The organism is Nesterenkonia sp. K-15-9-6, from assembly GCF_052656005.1.
This window is the reverse complement of record NZ_JBQYEY010000015.1, coordinates 46,503-62,527: the sequence shown is the minus strand read 5'-3', so window position 1 is coordinate 62,527 and position 16,025 is coordinate 46,503. Positions and strand designations below refer to the sequence as shown.

Annotated in this window: 15 protein-coding genes; 1 reads left to right on the top strand and 14 read right to left on the bottom strand. The window is 68.9% G+C overall.

The window, feature by feature from the left end:
- Positions 1–5: 5 nt before the first annotated feature.
- From SD455_RS10730 to SD455_RS10675, 12 genes are all read right to left on the bottom strand, one after another.
- Positions 6–695: an arabinan endo-1,5-alpha-L-arabinosidase gene (locus SD455_RS10730; protein WP_445508089.1), complete on the bottom strand. Its 690-nt coding sequence runs from the start codon at positions 693–695 to the stop codon at positions 6–8.
- Positions 692–2,185, bottom strand: coding sequence for an arabinosylfuranosidase ArfA (gene arfA, locus SD455_RS10725; protein ID WP_445508088.1), 1,494 nt, complete (start codon positions 2,183–2,185; stop codon positions 692–694). The genes SD455_RS10730 and arfA overlap by 4 nt, the downstream gene beginning before the upstream one ends.
- A gap of 178 nt (positions 2,186–2,363) precedes the next feature.
- Positions 2,364–3,101: a DUF624 domain-containing protein gene (locus SD455_RS10720; RefSeq protein ID WP_085437458.1), complete on the bottom strand. Its 738-nt coding sequence runs from the start codon at positions 3,099–3,101 to the stop codon at positions 2,364–2,366.
- The gene (locus SD455_RS10715; RefSeq protein WP_445508087.1) at positions 3,098–4,069 is read right to left on the bottom strand and encodes a carbohydrate ABC transporter permease; all 972 of its coding nucleotides are present in this window, start codon (positions 4,067–4,069) and stop codon (positions 3,098–3,100) included. The genes SD455_RS10720 and SD455_RS10715 overlap by 4 nt, the downstream gene beginning before the upstream one ends.
- 10 nt (positions 4,070–4,079) lie before the next feature.
- Positions 4,080–5,051 carry a carbohydrate ABC transporter permease gene (locus tag SD455_RS10710; protein WP_445508086.1) on the bottom strand — a complete coding sequence of 324 codons (972 nt, stop codon included), beginning with the start codon at positions 5,049–5,051 and terminating at the stop codon, positions 4,080–4,082.
- Positions 5,048–6,385, bottom strand: coding sequence for an ABC transporter substrate-binding protein (locus tag SD455_RS10705; protein WP_070160816.1), 1,338 nt, complete (start codon positions 6,383–6,385; stop codon positions 5,048–5,050). Before SD455_RS10705 ends, SD455_RS10710 begins: the two co-directional genes overlap by 4 nt.
- A 157-nt stretch (positions 6,386–6,542) precedes the next feature.
- Entirely contained in the window at positions 6,543–7,562 is a 1,020-nt protein-coding gene (locus tag SD455_RS10700; protein WP_445508085.1) for a LacI family DNA-binding transcriptional regulator, read from the bottom strand.
- An 89-nt stretch (positions 7,563–7,651) separates the two neighbouring features.
- Positions 7,652–9,271 (bottom strand): molybdopterin-dependent oxidoreductase, encoded by a 1,620-nt coding sequence (locus SD455_RS10695; RefSeq protein ID WP_445508084.1) that lies wholly within the window; start codon positions 9,269–9,271, stop codon positions 7,652–7,654.
- Between the two features lie 71 nt (positions 9,272–9,342).
- Positions 9,343–10,116: an anti-sigma factor gene (locus SD455_RS10690; RefSeq protein WP_070160820.1), complete on the bottom strand. Its 774-nt coding sequence runs from the start codon at positions 10,114–10,116 to the stop codon at positions 9,343–9,345.
- A complete protein-coding gene (locus SD455_RS10685) occupies positions 10,106–10,720 on the bottom strand; it encodes a sigma-70 family RNA polymerase sigma factor (protein WP_070160821.1) in 615 nt (204 codons plus the stop codon). Before SD455_RS10685 ends, SD455_RS10690 begins: the two co-directional genes overlap by 11 nt.
- Before the next feature lie 193 nt (positions 10,721–10,913).
- A complete protein-coding gene (locus SD455_RS10680; RefSeq protein WP_070160823.1) occupies positions 10,914–11,639 on the bottom strand; it encodes a fasciclin domain-containing protein in 726 nt (241 codons plus the stop codon).
- Between the two features lie 175 nt (positions 11,640–11,814).
- On the bottom strand, positions 11,815–12,594 hold the full coding sequence (locus SD455_RS10675; RefSeq protein ID WP_445508083.1) for a MerR family transcriptional regulator: 780 nt from the start codon (positions 12,592–12,594) through the stop codon (positions 11,815–11,817).
- 226 nt (positions 12,595–12,820) lie between these two features.
- Here SD455_RS10675 and SD455_RS10670 point away from each other — a divergent pair, with 226 nt between their 5' ends.
- On the top strand, positions 12,821–14,377 hold the full coding sequence (locus tag SD455_RS10670; RefSeq protein WP_070160825.1) for an MFS transporter: 1,557 nt from the start codon (positions 12,821–12,823) through the stop codon (positions 14,375–14,377).
- Between the two features lie 135 nt (positions 14,378–14,512).
- Here SD455_RS10670 and SD455_RS10665 read toward each other — a convergent pair whose 3' ends face one another.
- Both SD455_RS10665 and SD455_RS10660 read right to left on the bottom strand, forming a co-directional pair.
- Entirely contained in the window at positions 14,513–14,968 is a 456-nt protein-coding gene (locus SD455_RS10665) for a class F sortase (RefSeq protein ID WP_070160846.1), read from the bottom strand.
- Positions 14,969–15,222: 254 nt separating this feature from the next.
- Complete coding sequence (locus tag SD455_RS10660; RefSeq protein ID WP_070160827.1) at positions 15,223–15,996, bottom strand: hypothetical protein; 774 nt, start codon at positions 15,994–15,996, stop codon at positions 15,223–15,225.
- Positions 15,997–16,025 lie beyond the last annotated feature (29 nt).

The window sequence follows — 16,025 nt, the reverse complement described above, 5'->3', positions numbered from 1 at the left end:
CGATCTCATTGCTCGTCCTTCCAGGCGGTCTCCGGCCATCCGGTGGACCAGTCCAGCGGCAGGATCTCCAGGCGGAACCGGCCGTCGTCGTCGCCGCGGTAGTGGTGCAGGGCCAACCACTCCCCGGAGACCGCCTGTCCGCCGGGGCCGATGCGCACCCCGTCGGTGGCCCGCAGCGGCGTGCCGCCGCCGTCCATCATGGGCACGCCGTCGCGGTCCACATAAGGTCCCGTGACCTGCTCCGCCCGGCCGACGATGATGCTGTAGGTGGAGCCCACCCCGCGGCAGCAGAAGTCCTGCGAGGCGAAGAGCCAGAAGGCGCCGTCTCGGGCGACGATGTACGGCGCCTCGATCGCGTTGGGGCTTCGGCGCCGGTCCGCCAGATGCCGCGGGGCGCCGTCGTCGTCAGGGTCCCGCAGGCCGTCGGGCCAGTGCAGCCGGACCATGCGGATCCCGGACCAGAAGGAGCCGAAGCTCATCCAGGGGGTCCCGGCGTCGTCCAGCACCACGCCGGGGTCGATGGCGTTGAAGTCGTCCTCCGGGCCGGAGGCGATCACCGGTCCTCGGTCCACCCACGCATAGTCGGGGTCCTGGGGGTCCAGGGTGGCATTGGTGGCCAGGGCGGGGTCATGCACGGCGAGGTCCCCGGCGAGCAGCGTGCTCGCCGGGGACCTCATGCCGGACGCTCGGGTCATGCGAGGCCGACTGCCGTCCAGGAGATCGGCTCCAGGCGGATGGTCAGTGCACCGTCGGCCAGCGAGGCCTGGGCGTCGCGCAGACCCACCCGGTCCGGCTGCTCCATCGTGTTCTTGGCATAGACGTCCTCGTCCCAGAGGGTGACGGCCTCCGCGATGGTGCCGCGCTCCAGGGCGGAGACGTCCACGGTGACCTCCACGGCCTCCCGGCTGCGGTTGAGCAGGAAGATCGCTGAGCCGTCCTCGCCGTCGGTGGCCACGCAGTCCACCGCCGAGTTGGCCCCGTAGACCGTGGACTCCACCGACTGGGCGTGGACCTCGGGGCGCAGCACCTGGCCCTGCGCCAGGCGGGAGGTCACGGAGAAGGGGAAGAACGTGGTCTGCTTCCAGGCGGGGCCGCCCGGCTCGGTCATGATGGGGGCGATCACGTTGACCAGCTGCGCCAGCGAGGCGGAGCGGACCCGGTCATGGCGCTCCAGCAGGGTCATCAGCAGGGAGCCGAAGACGACGGCGTCGGCCACCGAGTACACATCCTCCAGCTGGCGCGGGGCGATCCGCCACTCGTCGTTGACCTCGTCGGAGGCCTGGTGCTCGTCCAGGTACCAGATATTCCACTCGTCGAAGGAGATCATGATGGTCTTGTCCGACTTGCGGCGGTGCTTCACATGGTCGGCGGTGGCCACCACAGTGTCGATGAAGTACCGCATGTCGGCCGCCGAGGCCAGGTAGGAGTCCAGGTCCCCGCCACGCTCCTGGTAGTAGGCGTGAGCGGAGACGAAGTCCACATGGTCGTAGGCGTGCTCCAGCACGGTGCGCTCCCACTCGCCGAAGGTCGGCATGGAGGAGCCGGAGGAGCCGCAGGCCACCAGCTGCAGGTCGCGCTGGGCGGCCTTCATGGCCTGCCCCGTCCGTGCGGCGAGCTTGCCGTAGTCGTCAGCGGTCATGAACCCGGTCTGCCAGGGGCCGTCCATCTCATTGCCCAGGCACCACATGGTCACGTTCCACGGGTCCGGGTAGCCGTGCTCGGCGCGCAGGTCGCTCAGCGCGGTGCCCGAGGGGTGGTTGGTGTATTCCAGCAGGTCCAGGGCCTCCTGGATGCCGCGGGTGCCGAGGTTGACCGCGAGCATGAGCTCGCTGTCCAGCTGCTGCAGCCACGTGGCGAACTCGTTGAGGCCCACCTGGTTGGTCTCCAGCGCGTGCCAGGCCAGGTCACGGCGGACCGGGCGCTGCTCACGGGGCCCGACGCCGTCCTCCCAGCGGTAGCCGGAGACGAAGTTGCCGCCGGGGTACCGGATGGTGCTGACCCCCAGCTCCTTGACCAGGGCGGTGACGTCCTTGCGGAAGCCGAGCTCGTCCGCCGCAGCGTGGCCGGGCTCGTAGATGCCGTCGTAGACGTGGCGCCCCAGGTGCTCCACGAATCCGCCGAAGATGCGGCGGTCCAGGGGTGCGACGACGGCGTCGGGGTCGATGCGGATGCTGGCGTGTGCCATGGGGTCCTCTCTTCAGGGGTCTCAGATGGACGGGTGGATCCCCCGTCATGTATTACATCGATGAAATGGTGACTGATGCCACCTTCTGACGTTTGCTGAATCGTGTCAAGGCCTGCGGCGATGAAAAGTCCGCGCCGGTGCGGCCGGGTGCCGGGAACGGGCGCTTCGGACAGGCCCCTCACACAGGGGCCGGAGCCCTCAGAGAGACCCGGCGCGGGCTGCTGCGGAGGGGGATCTGCTCGTCATCCTGCGCCGACGCCGATTCCGTCCCCGGAGGCAGACCCGACGCCGGATCCAGCACAGATTCCAGCACCGGTTCCAGCACCGGCTCCAGCACCGCCGTCGAGACCATCAGCGTCGCGCTGAGGCCGAGCAGCAGCGCCACCGGCGGTGCGGTGACGGCGAGCAGGACCGCCGCAGTGCAGATCACCCCCAGCAGCAGCGCCTTCCCAGGACTGATCCAGGGCATCAGCACCGCCAGCCGCAGCGCAGCGACCGCCCCGGCGTCGGGGATCCGGGCCGCCACGACGACGGCGCACACCGTAGAGAGCAGCCCGGCCACCCCGAACACCGTGGTGGCCACCAACAGCACCGGCCCCGCCGGACCGGTGACCAGCGGAACCACCAGCAGCAGGTTCAGCACGGCGGCGAGCGCCAGCAGCAGCGGCAGACCGGCCACCAGATGGGCTCTGCGCAGCTCGGCCCACCAGGTGCCCCAGAAGCCGCGCCACAGCCCCCGCGGAGCGTCCCGGAGCACACGCGCCGCCGCCACGGAGGCCGGCAGCACCCCCAGCACCAGCGCCCCGGCGGCCGCCCCCAGCACCCAGAGGGCCTGGACGGCGAGCAGTCGGGTGAGCACACCCAGGACCTCCATCACCCGGGGCGCCCAGCCGAGCTGCTCCTGCCCCGGGCTCATCCCTTGCTCCCGGTCAGGGCGATGGACTCGATGATCTGCCGCTGGAAGATGACGAACACCGTCAGCACCGGCACCAGCGCGATGCAGGAGGCCGCCATGATCAGCGGGTAGTCCGTCTGGCTCGCATAGGTGGCGTTGAACCGCGCGATCACCAGCTGCAGGGTCTGCACCTCCGGCGAGTTCAGGTAGATGATGGGGGCCAGATAGTCGTTCCAGACGGCCATGAACCACAGGATGAACTGGGCGGCGATCGCCGGGCGGATGATCGGGAAGATCAGCCGCCAGAAGATCTGGAAGTGCCCGGCACCGTCGATCTTCGCCGCCTCGATGATGGCGTCCGGCACCGAGTCCAGGTACTGGCGCAGGAAGAACACCATGATGATGTTGCCGAAGATCGCCGGCAGGATCAGCGGCCACAGCGTGTCCACGAGTCCGGCGAAGGCGAACATCTGGAACTGCGGGATCATCAGCGTGGGGAACGGGATCATGATGGCGGCCAGCAGGCTGAGGAAGATGACCCCCTTGAAGGGCAGGCGCATCTTCGCGAAGGCGTAGGCCGCCACCGCGGAGGCCGCTCCCCCGACGACCGTCACGCTGACGGCGACGACCGCGCTGTTCATGATGCCGGACAGCAGGGGGCCGGCGTCCCAGACGCGCAGGTAGTTCTCCCATTGGGCCGGGGAGGGGATCCACTCCGGGGGCAGGGCGAACACCGCCTCACGGGTCTTCAGCGAGGTGGAGAACATCCAGACCAGCGGGGCGATCATGGTGATCCCGCCCAGCGAGAGTATGGCCCCGACGATCCAGTTGCCGATCTTCTGCCGTCGGGTCAGCGGCGGGCCGGCCGGGGCACGCCGGCCGGTGCTGCGCCGGGTCGCCGGCATGGGCTTCGGCCCGGCCGCCGTGGCGGGGGCGGCGGCCGCAGCGACGGCGGCACGTGGAGGGCTCTGAGGTGCAGGTGTGCTCATCGTGGTCGCCTCAATCGATGGAGAAGTGGTTCCGACGGTTCATGGCGAACTGGAGCGCCGTCACGACGAACACCAGAAGCCCGAGCATGAGCGAGATCGCAGTGGCGTAGCCCATGTTGAGGTACTCGAAGGCTTGGCGCCAGATGTACCAGACGATCGTGGCGGTGGAGAACTCAGGGCCGCCGTCGGGGGTCATGATGTTGACCTCCACGAAGATCTGCGCCCCGCCGATGATGTTGGTGACCACCAGGAAGAAGGTCACCGGGCGCAGCATCGGCACGGTGATGGCCCAGAACTGCTGGAGCGTGGAGGCGCCGTCGATCGCGGCGGCCTCATAGAGCTGCCGCGGCACGGACTGCAGGGCCGCGAGGTAGAGCAGCATGGAGAAGCCCAGGCCCTTCCAGACGGCCATGATCATGATCGCCAGCTTGGAGGTCGCGGGGTTCTGCAGCCAGTTGGGGCCGTCGATGCCCACCATGCCCAGGGCCTGGTTGATCAGACCGAAGTCACCGTTGTAGGCCCACTGCCACAGGATGGCGATGGCGGCGATGGATGAGATCACCGGGATGTAGTAGATGGTGCGGAAGAACGTGGTGCCGCGCATCCGCCGATTCATGGCCAGGGCCAGCACCAGGGAGAGCAGCAGCCCCACCGGGATGGCCATCATCATGTAGACGGTGTTGCCCAGGGACTTCCAGAAGTACTGGTCACCGATCATCCGCACGTAATTGTCGAGCCCGGTGAACACCGGCGAGGTGATGCCGTTCCAGGCCGTGAAAGAGGTGACGACGGCGAAGCCGATCGGGTAGAGCACGAACAGCGCGAAGCCCAGCACGGGCAGGGCGATGAACAGCGCGGCCGTGCGATGCTCGCTGCGGTGCAGCCTGTTGCTGCAGGCTCTGGCGGAGCGGTCGCGGCGGGAGGGCCGCGGCGGGGCGGGCGGCGGCCCAGGGGGCTGCGGCGGTGCGATGGTGGCGGTCATTCGGTCCCCCTGCTCATCTCGGCCTGCTCGTTGGCCATGTCGAGGAAGTCCTGCATCCTCGGTTCGGCCTGGGCCAGGTACTCCTCGGCGGTCATGCGCCCTTCGAGGACGGGCTGGATGTTGGTGTAGAGCTCGTCGTACCACTGCGGGTTGTAGGTGAAAGTCGGCGGCAGGGCCCGGCCGTAGTCCTCCACCACTCGGAGGAACTCCTCCTTGTTCTGCGGCGGCGTGGAGTCGTCCTCGGCATACTCATAGGCCATGTCCACCAGGTTGGGGATCTGGATGCCGGCCTCCACCAGGTGCCGCTGGGTGTCCGGGTCGCCGGAGAGGTAAGCGACCAGCTCGGCGGCGGCCTCGGGGTTCTCGGTGGCTGCGGAGACCCCGATGCCCAGGGTGCCGATCCAGCTGGCGGACTCCCCGGTGCGCCCGACCGGGTACGGCATCAGGTCCCACTCGAAGTCGAGGTCCTGATAGATGGGCACGTCCCAGGGAGCGATCGGAAAGAAGGCGATCTGCCCCTGCATCCACCGCTGGTAGGTGTCCAGCGTCTGAGCCTCCGCGATGGAGGGGGTGACGCCGTGGACGGTGTCGAGGTCGGCGAAGAACTGCAGCGCCTCGGCGAACTCCGGGGTGTCGACGGTGACCTCGGCGGCGTCCTCGTCGAGCCAGTCTCCGCCGTTGGACCACACGAAGGCCTGCAGGTTCCAGACGACGTTCAGCCCCGTCCCCCACTGATCCGGGCCCCCGTCTCCGTCGAGGTCCTGGGTGACCTCCTCGAGGACCTCGAGCCATTCGTCCCAGGTGTAGGGATCATCCGGGTCAGGCCGTTCGATCCCGGCCTCGTCCAGCATGGTGGCGTTGTACCCGAAGGAGAACGGCCCCACGTCCTTGGGCAGGGCGTAGAGCGGCCCCTGGCCGAGCTGCTCACCGTCGAAGCGGTAGGAGTCGACGCCGTAGGCCCACATCTCGTCGAGGTCGACGACGTCGGAGTCCTCGATGTAGCCGGAGATGTCCTGGATGACCCCGGAGTTGACATAGGACTCCACGCTGCCGGGGTCGAAGTAGAAGACGTCGGGGATCTGACCGCCGACGATCGCGGCACGGAGCTTGGTCGCATATTCGTCGGCCGTGGTCATGATGATGTCCACGGTGACCCCGGTGTCCTCCTCGAACTGCTCGATCGCTGCCGTGTAGGCCTCCTCCTCGGCGGGGCTGCCGCGGAACATGAAGGTCAGCGTGTCCGGGTCACCTCCCCGTCCGCAGCCGGCCAAGCCCCCGGCGGCCGCGGCCAGACAGGCGATCACCCCCGCCGTCCTGATGACTCTGTGCCTCATCTGCGCCCCTCTCCCTCGAAGCTCACGCGAGATTCCAACGTTGTAACATTATTCCAACGCTGTAATTGTGGCGTGCGTCACGCAGGGTGTCAACAGGCGATCCGCAGCCCCAGGTCACCGGCCAGGTCAGGGACCGGCCTCAGTCCCGCGACAGCGCTCAGCCGGCGGTGGACTCTCGCGGGACCACCCGATAGCTGGTGGTGTACTGACGCCTCGGTGCCGGCGTCTCCCCGGCCAGCCGCTCCTCGATCCGCTCCACCAGCACCCGCACCGCCGTCCGGGCGATATCCATCCGCCCCGGATCCACGGAGGACAGCGTGGGCGACGTGTACCGGGTCTCCTCGAGGTCGTCGAATCCGATGACCTTCACCTCCTCCGGTACGGCGAGGCCCGCATCCTGCAGGGCACGCAGAGCCCCCAGCGCCAGCGTGTCGTTCATCCCGAAGACGCCGTCCACCTCGACCCCGGAGGCGAGCAGCCTGCGCATGGCGTCGGCGCCGTCCTGCCGATGCCACAGGCCCACATAGCCCACCAGGCGGTCGTCGCGCGGCATCCCGGCGGCGTCGAGCGCCTCCTGGTGGCCCCGAAGCCGCAGGGCGGCCGACCCCTGATCCTCTCCCTCATGGGCGCCGATGACGGCGATCCTCCGGCACCCGGCCTCGAGGAGATGCTCCGTGGCGGCGCGGGCTGCCGCGACATTGTCCATCACCACGTGGTCGCACGGGCCGTCGAAGATCCGCTCCCCCAGCGTGACCAACGGATAGTCCACCTCCAGCAGACCCACGTCGGACTGAGAGAGGGCCAGCGGCGAGAAGATCAGGCCGTCTGTCAGCTGCAGGCGCGGGCTGCGCAGCAGCTCCCGCTCCGCCGCCGGCTCGGCTCCGGTCTGCTCGATCAGCACGGTGTGACCGCGCTGCTTGGCCTCGGTGATCACGGAGTCCGCCAGTTCGGCGAAATAGGGCAGCCGCACCTCCGGCAGCGCCAGGCCGATGACCCCGGACCGGCCGCTGCGCAGGCTCCGCGCCGACAGGTTCGGCCGGTATCCGAGCTCGTCGATGGCCGCCTGGACGACCTCCCGGGTGGAGTCCTTCACATACTGGCGCTTGTGCACCACATTGGAGACCGTCTTGATCGAGACTCCGGCGCGCTGGGCGACGTCGCGCAGTGTGACCGCCATGGGCTCCCTCCTCAGGCCGCTGTGAGACCACCGTACATCGCGGCGAGGACGTGCCGTGCCGTGCGAGCGGGGAGCTGCCGCACCAGGCCTCATGCGACCCGGAACTCGATGCGGTGATGCCCCGTGGCCGCGTTCGGGATCGGGTCCCGTCGCACTCCGGTCTGCACCTCCCCGGAGGTGGTCACCGCCCGCACGGTCGCGGCATGCCGGCCCGGCTCCACCCCGTCGAAGGACAGGCGCCACTGCCGCCAGGTGTCCACTGAGACCTCGGCGGCCAGCTCGGCCGCCTGCCAGTCGCCGTCGTCGAGCTTGACCTCGACGGCTGCGATCCCGTCATGCTGGGCCCAGGCCGTGCCCGCGACGACGACTCCGTCGCGGGGCACCGTGGCCAGTGGACCGGGCACGTCGATGCGCGAGGCGACCAGGACCGGCCCTCTCGCGTCCCAGCCTCGGTCGGTCCAATAGGCCGTGTCCCGGTCGAAGCGGGTCAGATGGAGCTCCACCACCCATTTGGTGGCCGAGACATACCCATAGAGGCCCGGGACGACCAGCCGGGCCGGGTAGCCGTGCTGCCGGGGCAGGGGTTCACCGTTCATCCCCACGGCCAGCAGCGCCGCGCGCTCGTCTGTGAGCACCTCCAGCGGAGTCGAGGCGGTGAAGCCGTCGACTGACCGGGAGAGCACCATATCCGCTTCGGGCAGCGGGCGCGCCCGAGCGAGCAGCTGACGCACCGGGTACCCCATCCACGTGGCCGTTCCCAGCAGGTCGCCGCCGACGGGGTTGGAGACGCAGGTCAGCGTGACGTGGTGCTCCTCCAGCGGCAATTCCAGCAGCTCGGCCATATCGATGCTGATCTCCTCCTCCACCAGACCGGTGATCCGCAGACGCCACTCGCCCGGCTCCAGCTCCGGAACCACCAAGGCGGTGTCGATGCGGTAGAAGTCATCGTTCGGTGTGATGAACGGAGGGACCCCCGCCACGTCGACCGAGGCCGCCGCAGGCACCGGTGACGCGCCACGAGCCGGTCGCGGCAGCACCAGTTCGACAAGCCGCTCCCCCGCCTGCCGGCCGAAGGCTCCGATCGAACGCCCGACAGCGAAGCAGGCGACCGCCAGAGCAGCGGTCCCGGAGGCCGCTGCCAGGAAGGCGCGTCGCGAAGCAGGGCGCCGGACGGGATCGCGCTCCGCCGCCCCCTCCCACTGTGCGTCGCTCTCAGCCCTCCGGCGCGCCGGCCCCTGCCCAGATCCTGCAGCGACCCCCACCCCCGCGAGCCGCCAGAGCCCGAACAGGACCGCCAGACCCGCGACGATCGCCAGGGCGGAGGGGATGAGATCCGCCGCGGCGGTCTCGGGCCGACGTACCACCGCGGCAGACAGGAGCGCCGCCACCGCGAGGAAGATCGTGGAGGCGACTCTCGGGAGGCGCCGCCCGAGAGCACCGATGCCTGCGGCCATCACCACGCCGCCCAGCCCCATGACCAGGAACAGCACAGGCTTGTTCCACGGCCCCAGCACCGCGATCGCCGTCTCCTGGAGCGCTGGGGGTGCGAACTCGATGACAGTGGATCCGAGGGCGACGAGGGGCGAGGCGGCCGGGCGAAAGGCTCGGGCGATCACGTCGGCGACGCCGAGGAGGACGGCGGCGGCGAGCACGCCTGCGGCCGCATGCCGCCTGTACGCGGCGATCCTTCTCCACTGGTGCGATGTCATGACCTGCATTCGGAGCCGATCGCGGACCGGATGGGACGCGCCGTCCTTCGATGACTCAGTCGGTCAGGCTGTCAGAGCTCCGCGACGACCAGCGGCTCTGATGTCGGCTCCTCCGATCCTCCTTCGGGCTCGACGGTGATCCCGACGGCAGCGTCGGCGGAGAAGGACGGCCCCGTCACGACGGCAGGCCCTTCGGCGGTCATCAGTCCGGCGTCGTGTGCTCCGTCCTGGTCGATGATCCACATCTGCAGATCCTGGCCTTCTTCAGGGCCCTCCATGTCATGCGGAGTGACCAGTATCAGCTGCTCGGTGACGGAGTAGGACACGGTCACGCTGGAGCCGTCGCCCACCTCGACGTGCTGGGCCGCCAGGTCCGGAGCTCCCAGGAGTCGCTGGACCTCCTGCTGCTCCGCATCGAGGCCCGCGACGGTCTCGCGCAGCTGCTCGTTCTCCGCCTGGGCGCGCAGCGCCACCCCTCCCAGGACCGCACAGAGAAGCAGGAGGAACGAGGCCGCCAGGGCGAAATACAGCGCCGGACGGTTTCGCCGGACTTGGCGGCCGGGGCCTGTCACGGGCCCCCTCTCCGGCGCAGAGCCGCGGACGGGCTCGCCGGAGGCGGCGAGGATGTTCTGCCGGGGGATGGACAGGATGGCCTGGGCCGCCTCCTCGGAGGGCGCCATCGGCTCGTCATCGGCGGCGACCAACGCCATAGTCTCCTCGAAATCCGCCACCTCACGGGCGAACTCCGCGTCCTCGTGGAGGAGCCGCTCAGCCTCAGCCGCCTCGTCGGCACTCAGGCCGCCGATCACATATCCTGCGGCGAGATACTCTCGATCAGTGTGCATCGGTCACCCCCAGTGAAGTCCTCAGCCGTCGCATGCCGTCTCTGATCCTCGTCTTCACCGTTCCCAGAGGGACACCGAGATGATCGGCGATCTCGACATGCGTCATGCCGTGATAGTAGGCGAGGGCGATCGCACGCGCCTGGTCCTCCGGCAGTCCCTGCACAGCCCGGGCCGCACGGGCCGACTCGATGTTCTCCAGCGCCTCGTACTGCACGTCCGGGGACTCCTGCCGCAGCTGCCCCTCCCCATGCGCGGTGTCACGCTCCCGCTGTGCGCTGACCGAGCGCACTCTGTCGATGGCCCGGCGGCGGCTGACGGTGATGAGCCAGGCGCGGCCGCTGCCCCGGCCGGGGTCGAAGCGGGAGCAGTCCTCCCACACTTCGGCGAAGACATCCTGGAGGATCTCCTCGGCCAGAGCTCGGCTGCGCACGATCCGCAGGATGACGGCCAGGAGCACGGAGCCTTGGCCCCGGAAGAGCTCTTCGAACGCCTGAGCGTCTCCGCTCGCCGTGCGGACCAGCAGCTCCCCGCACGGGTCAGGACCGCCCAGGGAAGCAGGCGGGTTCACGCCTTCTCCCCCGCGGGTCCGTTCAGGATTGGTCATGCCACCATCATGCCAGGTCACAGAAGGGACAGGAACTGCCGCACCGAACCCGGAGCGAGCGCCACCAGGATCCGGCCACCACGAGCCCCTGACGACGACGGCGCTCGGGCAGGCACCCCGCGGAGCCACCTGCCCGAGCGCCGCAACGACGTCGGAGCTGAGAAACCTCAGAGGATCTCTCGGTGATTCGCCCTCACTGCTCCGCCATCTCAGGCATGAGCACCCCGTCGATCATGTAGACCGTGGCGTTGGCAGTCTGCACTCCGCCGCAGACCAACCCGGCCTCGTCGAACATCAGCTCGTCGCCCTCTCCGGTGATCTCCACCGTGTCGCCGTTGACGGTCTCGTGCTCACCGGCGATCTCATCGGGGCTCAGCTGACCGGGGATCACGTGGTACGTGAGCACCGAGGTCAGCGCGTCGGCATCCTCAGCCAGCGCGTTCAGGTCGTCTTCCGGCACGTCGGCGAAGGCATCGTCGACAGGGGCCAGGACCGTGAACTCGTCACCGTTGAGGGTGTCGACCAGGTCTACGTCAGGGTTCAGCTCGCCGGAGACCGCCGCGGTCAGCGTGGTGAGCATCGGGTTGTTGGAGGCCGCGGTGGCCACCGGGTCCTGGGCCATGCCTTCGACCGAACCGTCCCCATCGGGCACCTGTTCGGCGTAGTCCCCACAGGCGGCACCGACCAGATCGGCCGCCGGGTCCATACCTTCCTCCATGTCCGCGTCATCCTGGGCCGCGGCGTCGTCGTCCATGTCCTCGTCTGTCTCCGTGGCGCCGTCGTCCTGAGTCATCTCCTCCTGCCCTTCCGCCGGGGCTTCGTCCTCAGCCGTGTCATCGGCGCAGGCGGTGAGCCCGAGCAGGGAGATCACCCCGATCCCCAGGATGGCGGAGGCGGTGGACTTCGTCTGAGTCTTCATGACTGATCTCCTCGTCGTCGTGCGTCTCGCCGAGGGACATCCCCGACGCCGCGACCCGACCGTTCGGCACGGGCCGTCACGAAGGGGTTCGGCGCCATGCGGACTCTGGATTGGATCAGTGTGCCCTCTCTTGCGAAGAACCCGCTGCCCGTGAGGACCGCCTGCCGCACTCCGATCAGAGCTGCGGCCGCTCCTCCAGGTGGGCGAGCAACGTATCCCGGACGAACCTGGCTCCGCGCTGGCCTCCGTAGGTGGCGGCGAAGCGCTCGTCGTCCACGTACATGTGGGCCAGGCATTCCACGTAGCGACGCCGGCCTGCCTGCTCCTCGGACTCCATGGGGGTGCCGGGCATCTGGCGCAGCCAGAGGATCTGCTCGGCGGCCAGCGCCTGACCGAGCTCGCCGCGGGGGTCGCCGTCCTCGGCGGCAGCCTGCTGCCAGCGGGCGATGAGGTCTTCGGCTTCGCGCCTGAGCTTCAGCTGCTCCTGGTAAGTCTTGGAGGTCCACCAGGCGATGCTGCGCTGGTAGGACTCCTCACCCCAGCGCTCGATGACCTCCTCCTTGTGCTGTGCGTCGAAACCGTCCATCATCACCTCCATCGTCGGGGAGCGCCCGTCCCTGCGGGCCTGAAGCGTGTGTCGCACGGCGTGGATCTGCGCGCCGAGCCTGTGCTGTTCAGCTTGGAGCCGCTCGACGAGCCGCTCGAGCCTGTGGACCTCCGTTCCGGGCTGCGCCAGCGCCTCCCGGATCTCCAGGAGCGGCATCCCCAGGTCCCGGAGGACGAGGATCTGCTGGAGGCGCGCGACGGCGTCGGCGTCATAGTGCCGTCGGCCGTCGAGTCCGGTGCGGGTGGGCTCCAGGAGCCCGACGGCGTCGTAGTGCCGCAGCGTACGGCTGCTCACTCCGGCCCGTCGGCAGAGCTCCTGGATGTCCCATTCATGGGTTCTGCTGTCCATGGGTCCCACGCTAGAGGTTGACGTCGCGTCAACGTCAACAGTGAGGCGACGAAGCAAACATTACATCTGTAATGTTTCGTGCTACGATGGTCGACGTCGGGTCACCACGACCCGGAAGGACGGCCACGTTCTGATGCCGCCGATCTGCCCCAGGCGGCCCGTCTTCCAGAAGAAGATCCCGCTGCGCCCCGCCGTCCCGCGCAGCGATCGAAAGGTATGTGGGACGATGTCCTCGCCTCAGACCGCGAGCATCCAGACTCCGCACTATGCATCCCCCTCGACACCGCGTGCCGGCGCCCGCCAGTGGCTGGGCTTGGCCACCCTGGTGCTCCCCGTGGTGCTCATCGCCGTCGACATGACCGTGCTCGGCTTCGCCGTCCCGCATCTCAGCGAGGACCTGGCGCCCACCAGCGGCCAGCTGCTGTGGATCGTCGACATCTACGCGTTCATGCTGGCGGGACTGCTCATCACCATGGGATCCGTGGGTGACCGGATCGGCCGACGCCGGCTCCTGATGATCGGGACGGCTGGCTTCGGTGTGGCTTCTGCCATCGCCGCGTTCAGCGTCAGCGCCGAGATGCTGATCGCCGCCCGGGCGCTGCTGGGGCTGGCGGGAGCCACCCTGATGCCCTCGACGCTGTCCCTGATCCGGAACCTGTTCCCGAATCCCCGCCAGCGGACCCTGGCGATCGCCATCTGGGCCTCCGCGTTTTCCGCCGGGGCCGCCCTCGGCCCCATCATCGGCGGTGCCCTGCTGGAGCACTTCTTCTGGGGATCGGTGTTCCTGATCAACCTGCCGGTGGTCGTGGTGATCCTGATCGCCATGCCGTTCCTGGTCACCGAGTCCCGAGACCCCCATCCGGGCCGGCTCGACCTGTTCAGCGTGCTGCTCTCCCTGACAGGCATGATCACCGCCGTCTACGGCATCAAGAAGCTCGTCGAGGGCTACCTCGAGGTGCTGCCCGTGGCTGCGCTGCTCGTCGGCGTCGCCCTGCTGGCGCTCTTCGTCCGCCGTCAGCGAAGCCTGGAGCACCCGCTGCTGGACCTGCGTCTGTTCGCGATGCCGCGCTTCCGGGCCGGGGTGAGTGCGAACTTCATGCTGGTGTTCGCCATGGTCGGCTCGATGTTCTTCCTCCCCCAGCTGCTGCAGCTCGGCTACGGGATGTCCCCGCTCCATGCCTCGCTGATGTTGGTCCCCGGACTGGTCATCTCTGTGGCGGCCAGCTTCCTGGTGATCCCGATCGCCCGCGCCACCTCGCTGCGGGCGGTGATCGTCGGCGGAATCCTGATCGCCGCCGCCGGCTACGCGGTGCTGATCCTGGCACCGGTGGAGGCCGGCTGGGCGTTCGTGATGGCCGCATTCTTCCTGATCGGCCTGGGTGTGGGCATGGCGGAGACCATGACCAATGACGCCGTGCTCACCTCCGCGCCCGCGGACCGGGCCGGCGCCGCCTCAGCGGTCTCGGAGACCGCCTACGAACTGGGCGGCGCGCTCGGCGTCGCCGTGCTGGGCAGCATCCTGGCCGCCGGTTACCGCAGCGGCATCGACGCCGTCGAGGGTGTGCCCGCCTCCGCGATGGAGCAGGCCTCCCAGACGCTGGGAGCCGCCCACGCCGCCTCGGAACGGCTCAGCGGTTCCGCCGGGACTGCGCTGATGGACGCCGCCCGGGAGGCCTTCGTCTCGGGCGTGCACCTGACCAGCGCGATCGCGGTGGCCATCGTCGTCTTCGCCGCCGTCACGGTGTTCGTGATGCTGCGCGGCGATGCCGCACGCAGCCGCTGACCGGGCTGCACCGGGACATCATGTCTGCCGCACCAGATCTGGTGAGGCAGACATGATGTCCAGGTGCACATCGACGGCACAGGTGAGAGCGCGTCGTGAGGGGCCGCGCATGCTCCTGCATCGCTGGGCGCAGGCTCAGTCCTTGAGCTCTGCGTAGACGATGAAGTTGTCCTCCAGGACTCCTGTGTCCCGGTTGAGCCCGTCACACGTGATGAGGCGCAGTTCAGGTCCGACGGTGTTTCCGTAGACGTCGAGCGTGGGGAACTCCTCCTGGGGGAAACGGTCGGTCCGATACACGACGAACTCCGCGAGAGTCCCATCGTCCCGGGTCACCGCGATGGTGTCGCCGACCTCCATGGTCGGAAGCTCAGCGAATATCCCGGGGCCTCCTTCCGACGCGTTGCGATGACCGAGGATCACGGCGGGGCCGATCTCACCTGGCGTGGGTCCGTGCCGGTACCAGCCGGCCGGAGAGCCACCACCGTACGGAGGGACCTCGATGGCGCCGTCGTCCTGCAGCCCCAGGTGCACAAGCTCAGAGACGACGCCGATAGCAGGCACCTCTACCGAGGTCGGCTCAGCCGGTGCCATCTCCTCAGCGACACTCACCGGCGGTCCGCTCTCAGTACGCACTGGGTCCAGCCCCGAGTCAGGTCGGTCGGAGGACGGTGCCTCGTCAGCAGGAGCCTCAGACGACGGGCGCTCAGCGCTGACCGGCGAGGCGTAGTCCGGCTCCGGAGCGCCCGCACAGCCACAGAGGAACAGGACAGCCCCCGTCGCGACGGCGAATGCGCCAGCACGACGGGGGCGGCATGCCGTCCACATGATCTCGTCAGCCCTGCTGGTCAGGCGCGGGCAGTGTGGCGTCGCACGGCCCACGCGCCACCGAGCGCTGCCAATGCGAGCGCTCCGCCGCCGAGTGCGAGGTTCATGCCGTTGTCCGCCTGCACCGGAGCACCTGTGTCGGCACCACCGTCAGGCATCTCCTCCATCTGCGAAGCGCTCAGCGTCCCGCAGGCGGCCGGAAGCGTCGCCGCCAGCGGAAGCTCGGGGTCAAGCTCGCTCTGCTTCTGGGCCGCCTCCTCCGGCATCAGGTCCGGGTCCACCCCATGGACCACGACGACGGCGGTGCCCTCCTCGACGGCGGTGAGAGTGTCGTCAGAGAGTTCGAAGGTCCGCTCATAGGAGTACTCCGAGCCTCCGGGGAACCGGTCGATCGCCAGCCCCGAATCCGGGCTGGTGTCTCCCTCCGTGGTCAGGGATGTCCCGATGTCTCCATAGAAGTGATGCCCTTCGGGAGTGCTCACCACCCCATCGCCGTCGGTGTCAGCATCCGGGCCGGGGCAGAGGCCCTGGGCTCCGATGTGGATGTGCTGGGCATGCGGGAAGGGCCCGTCCATGAACTCCTCGGCTGCTCCGGTGACGTTCATCGTGACCGTCGCCTCCTGGCCATGGATGTCGATCATCACCTCGCCGGTGGTGCCGCTGGAGTTCAGCTCCTCCAATGATGTCTGGACGGACCACGAGTCGTCGTGACTGTCTGCCATGGCCGGTGACGCAGTCAGCGCCAGTCCGCCGAGGGCCAGTGCAGGAACAGCGAAGAAGGTGGAAGTGCGCATGGTCGTCTCCTCATTCAGGCGTCGAACGC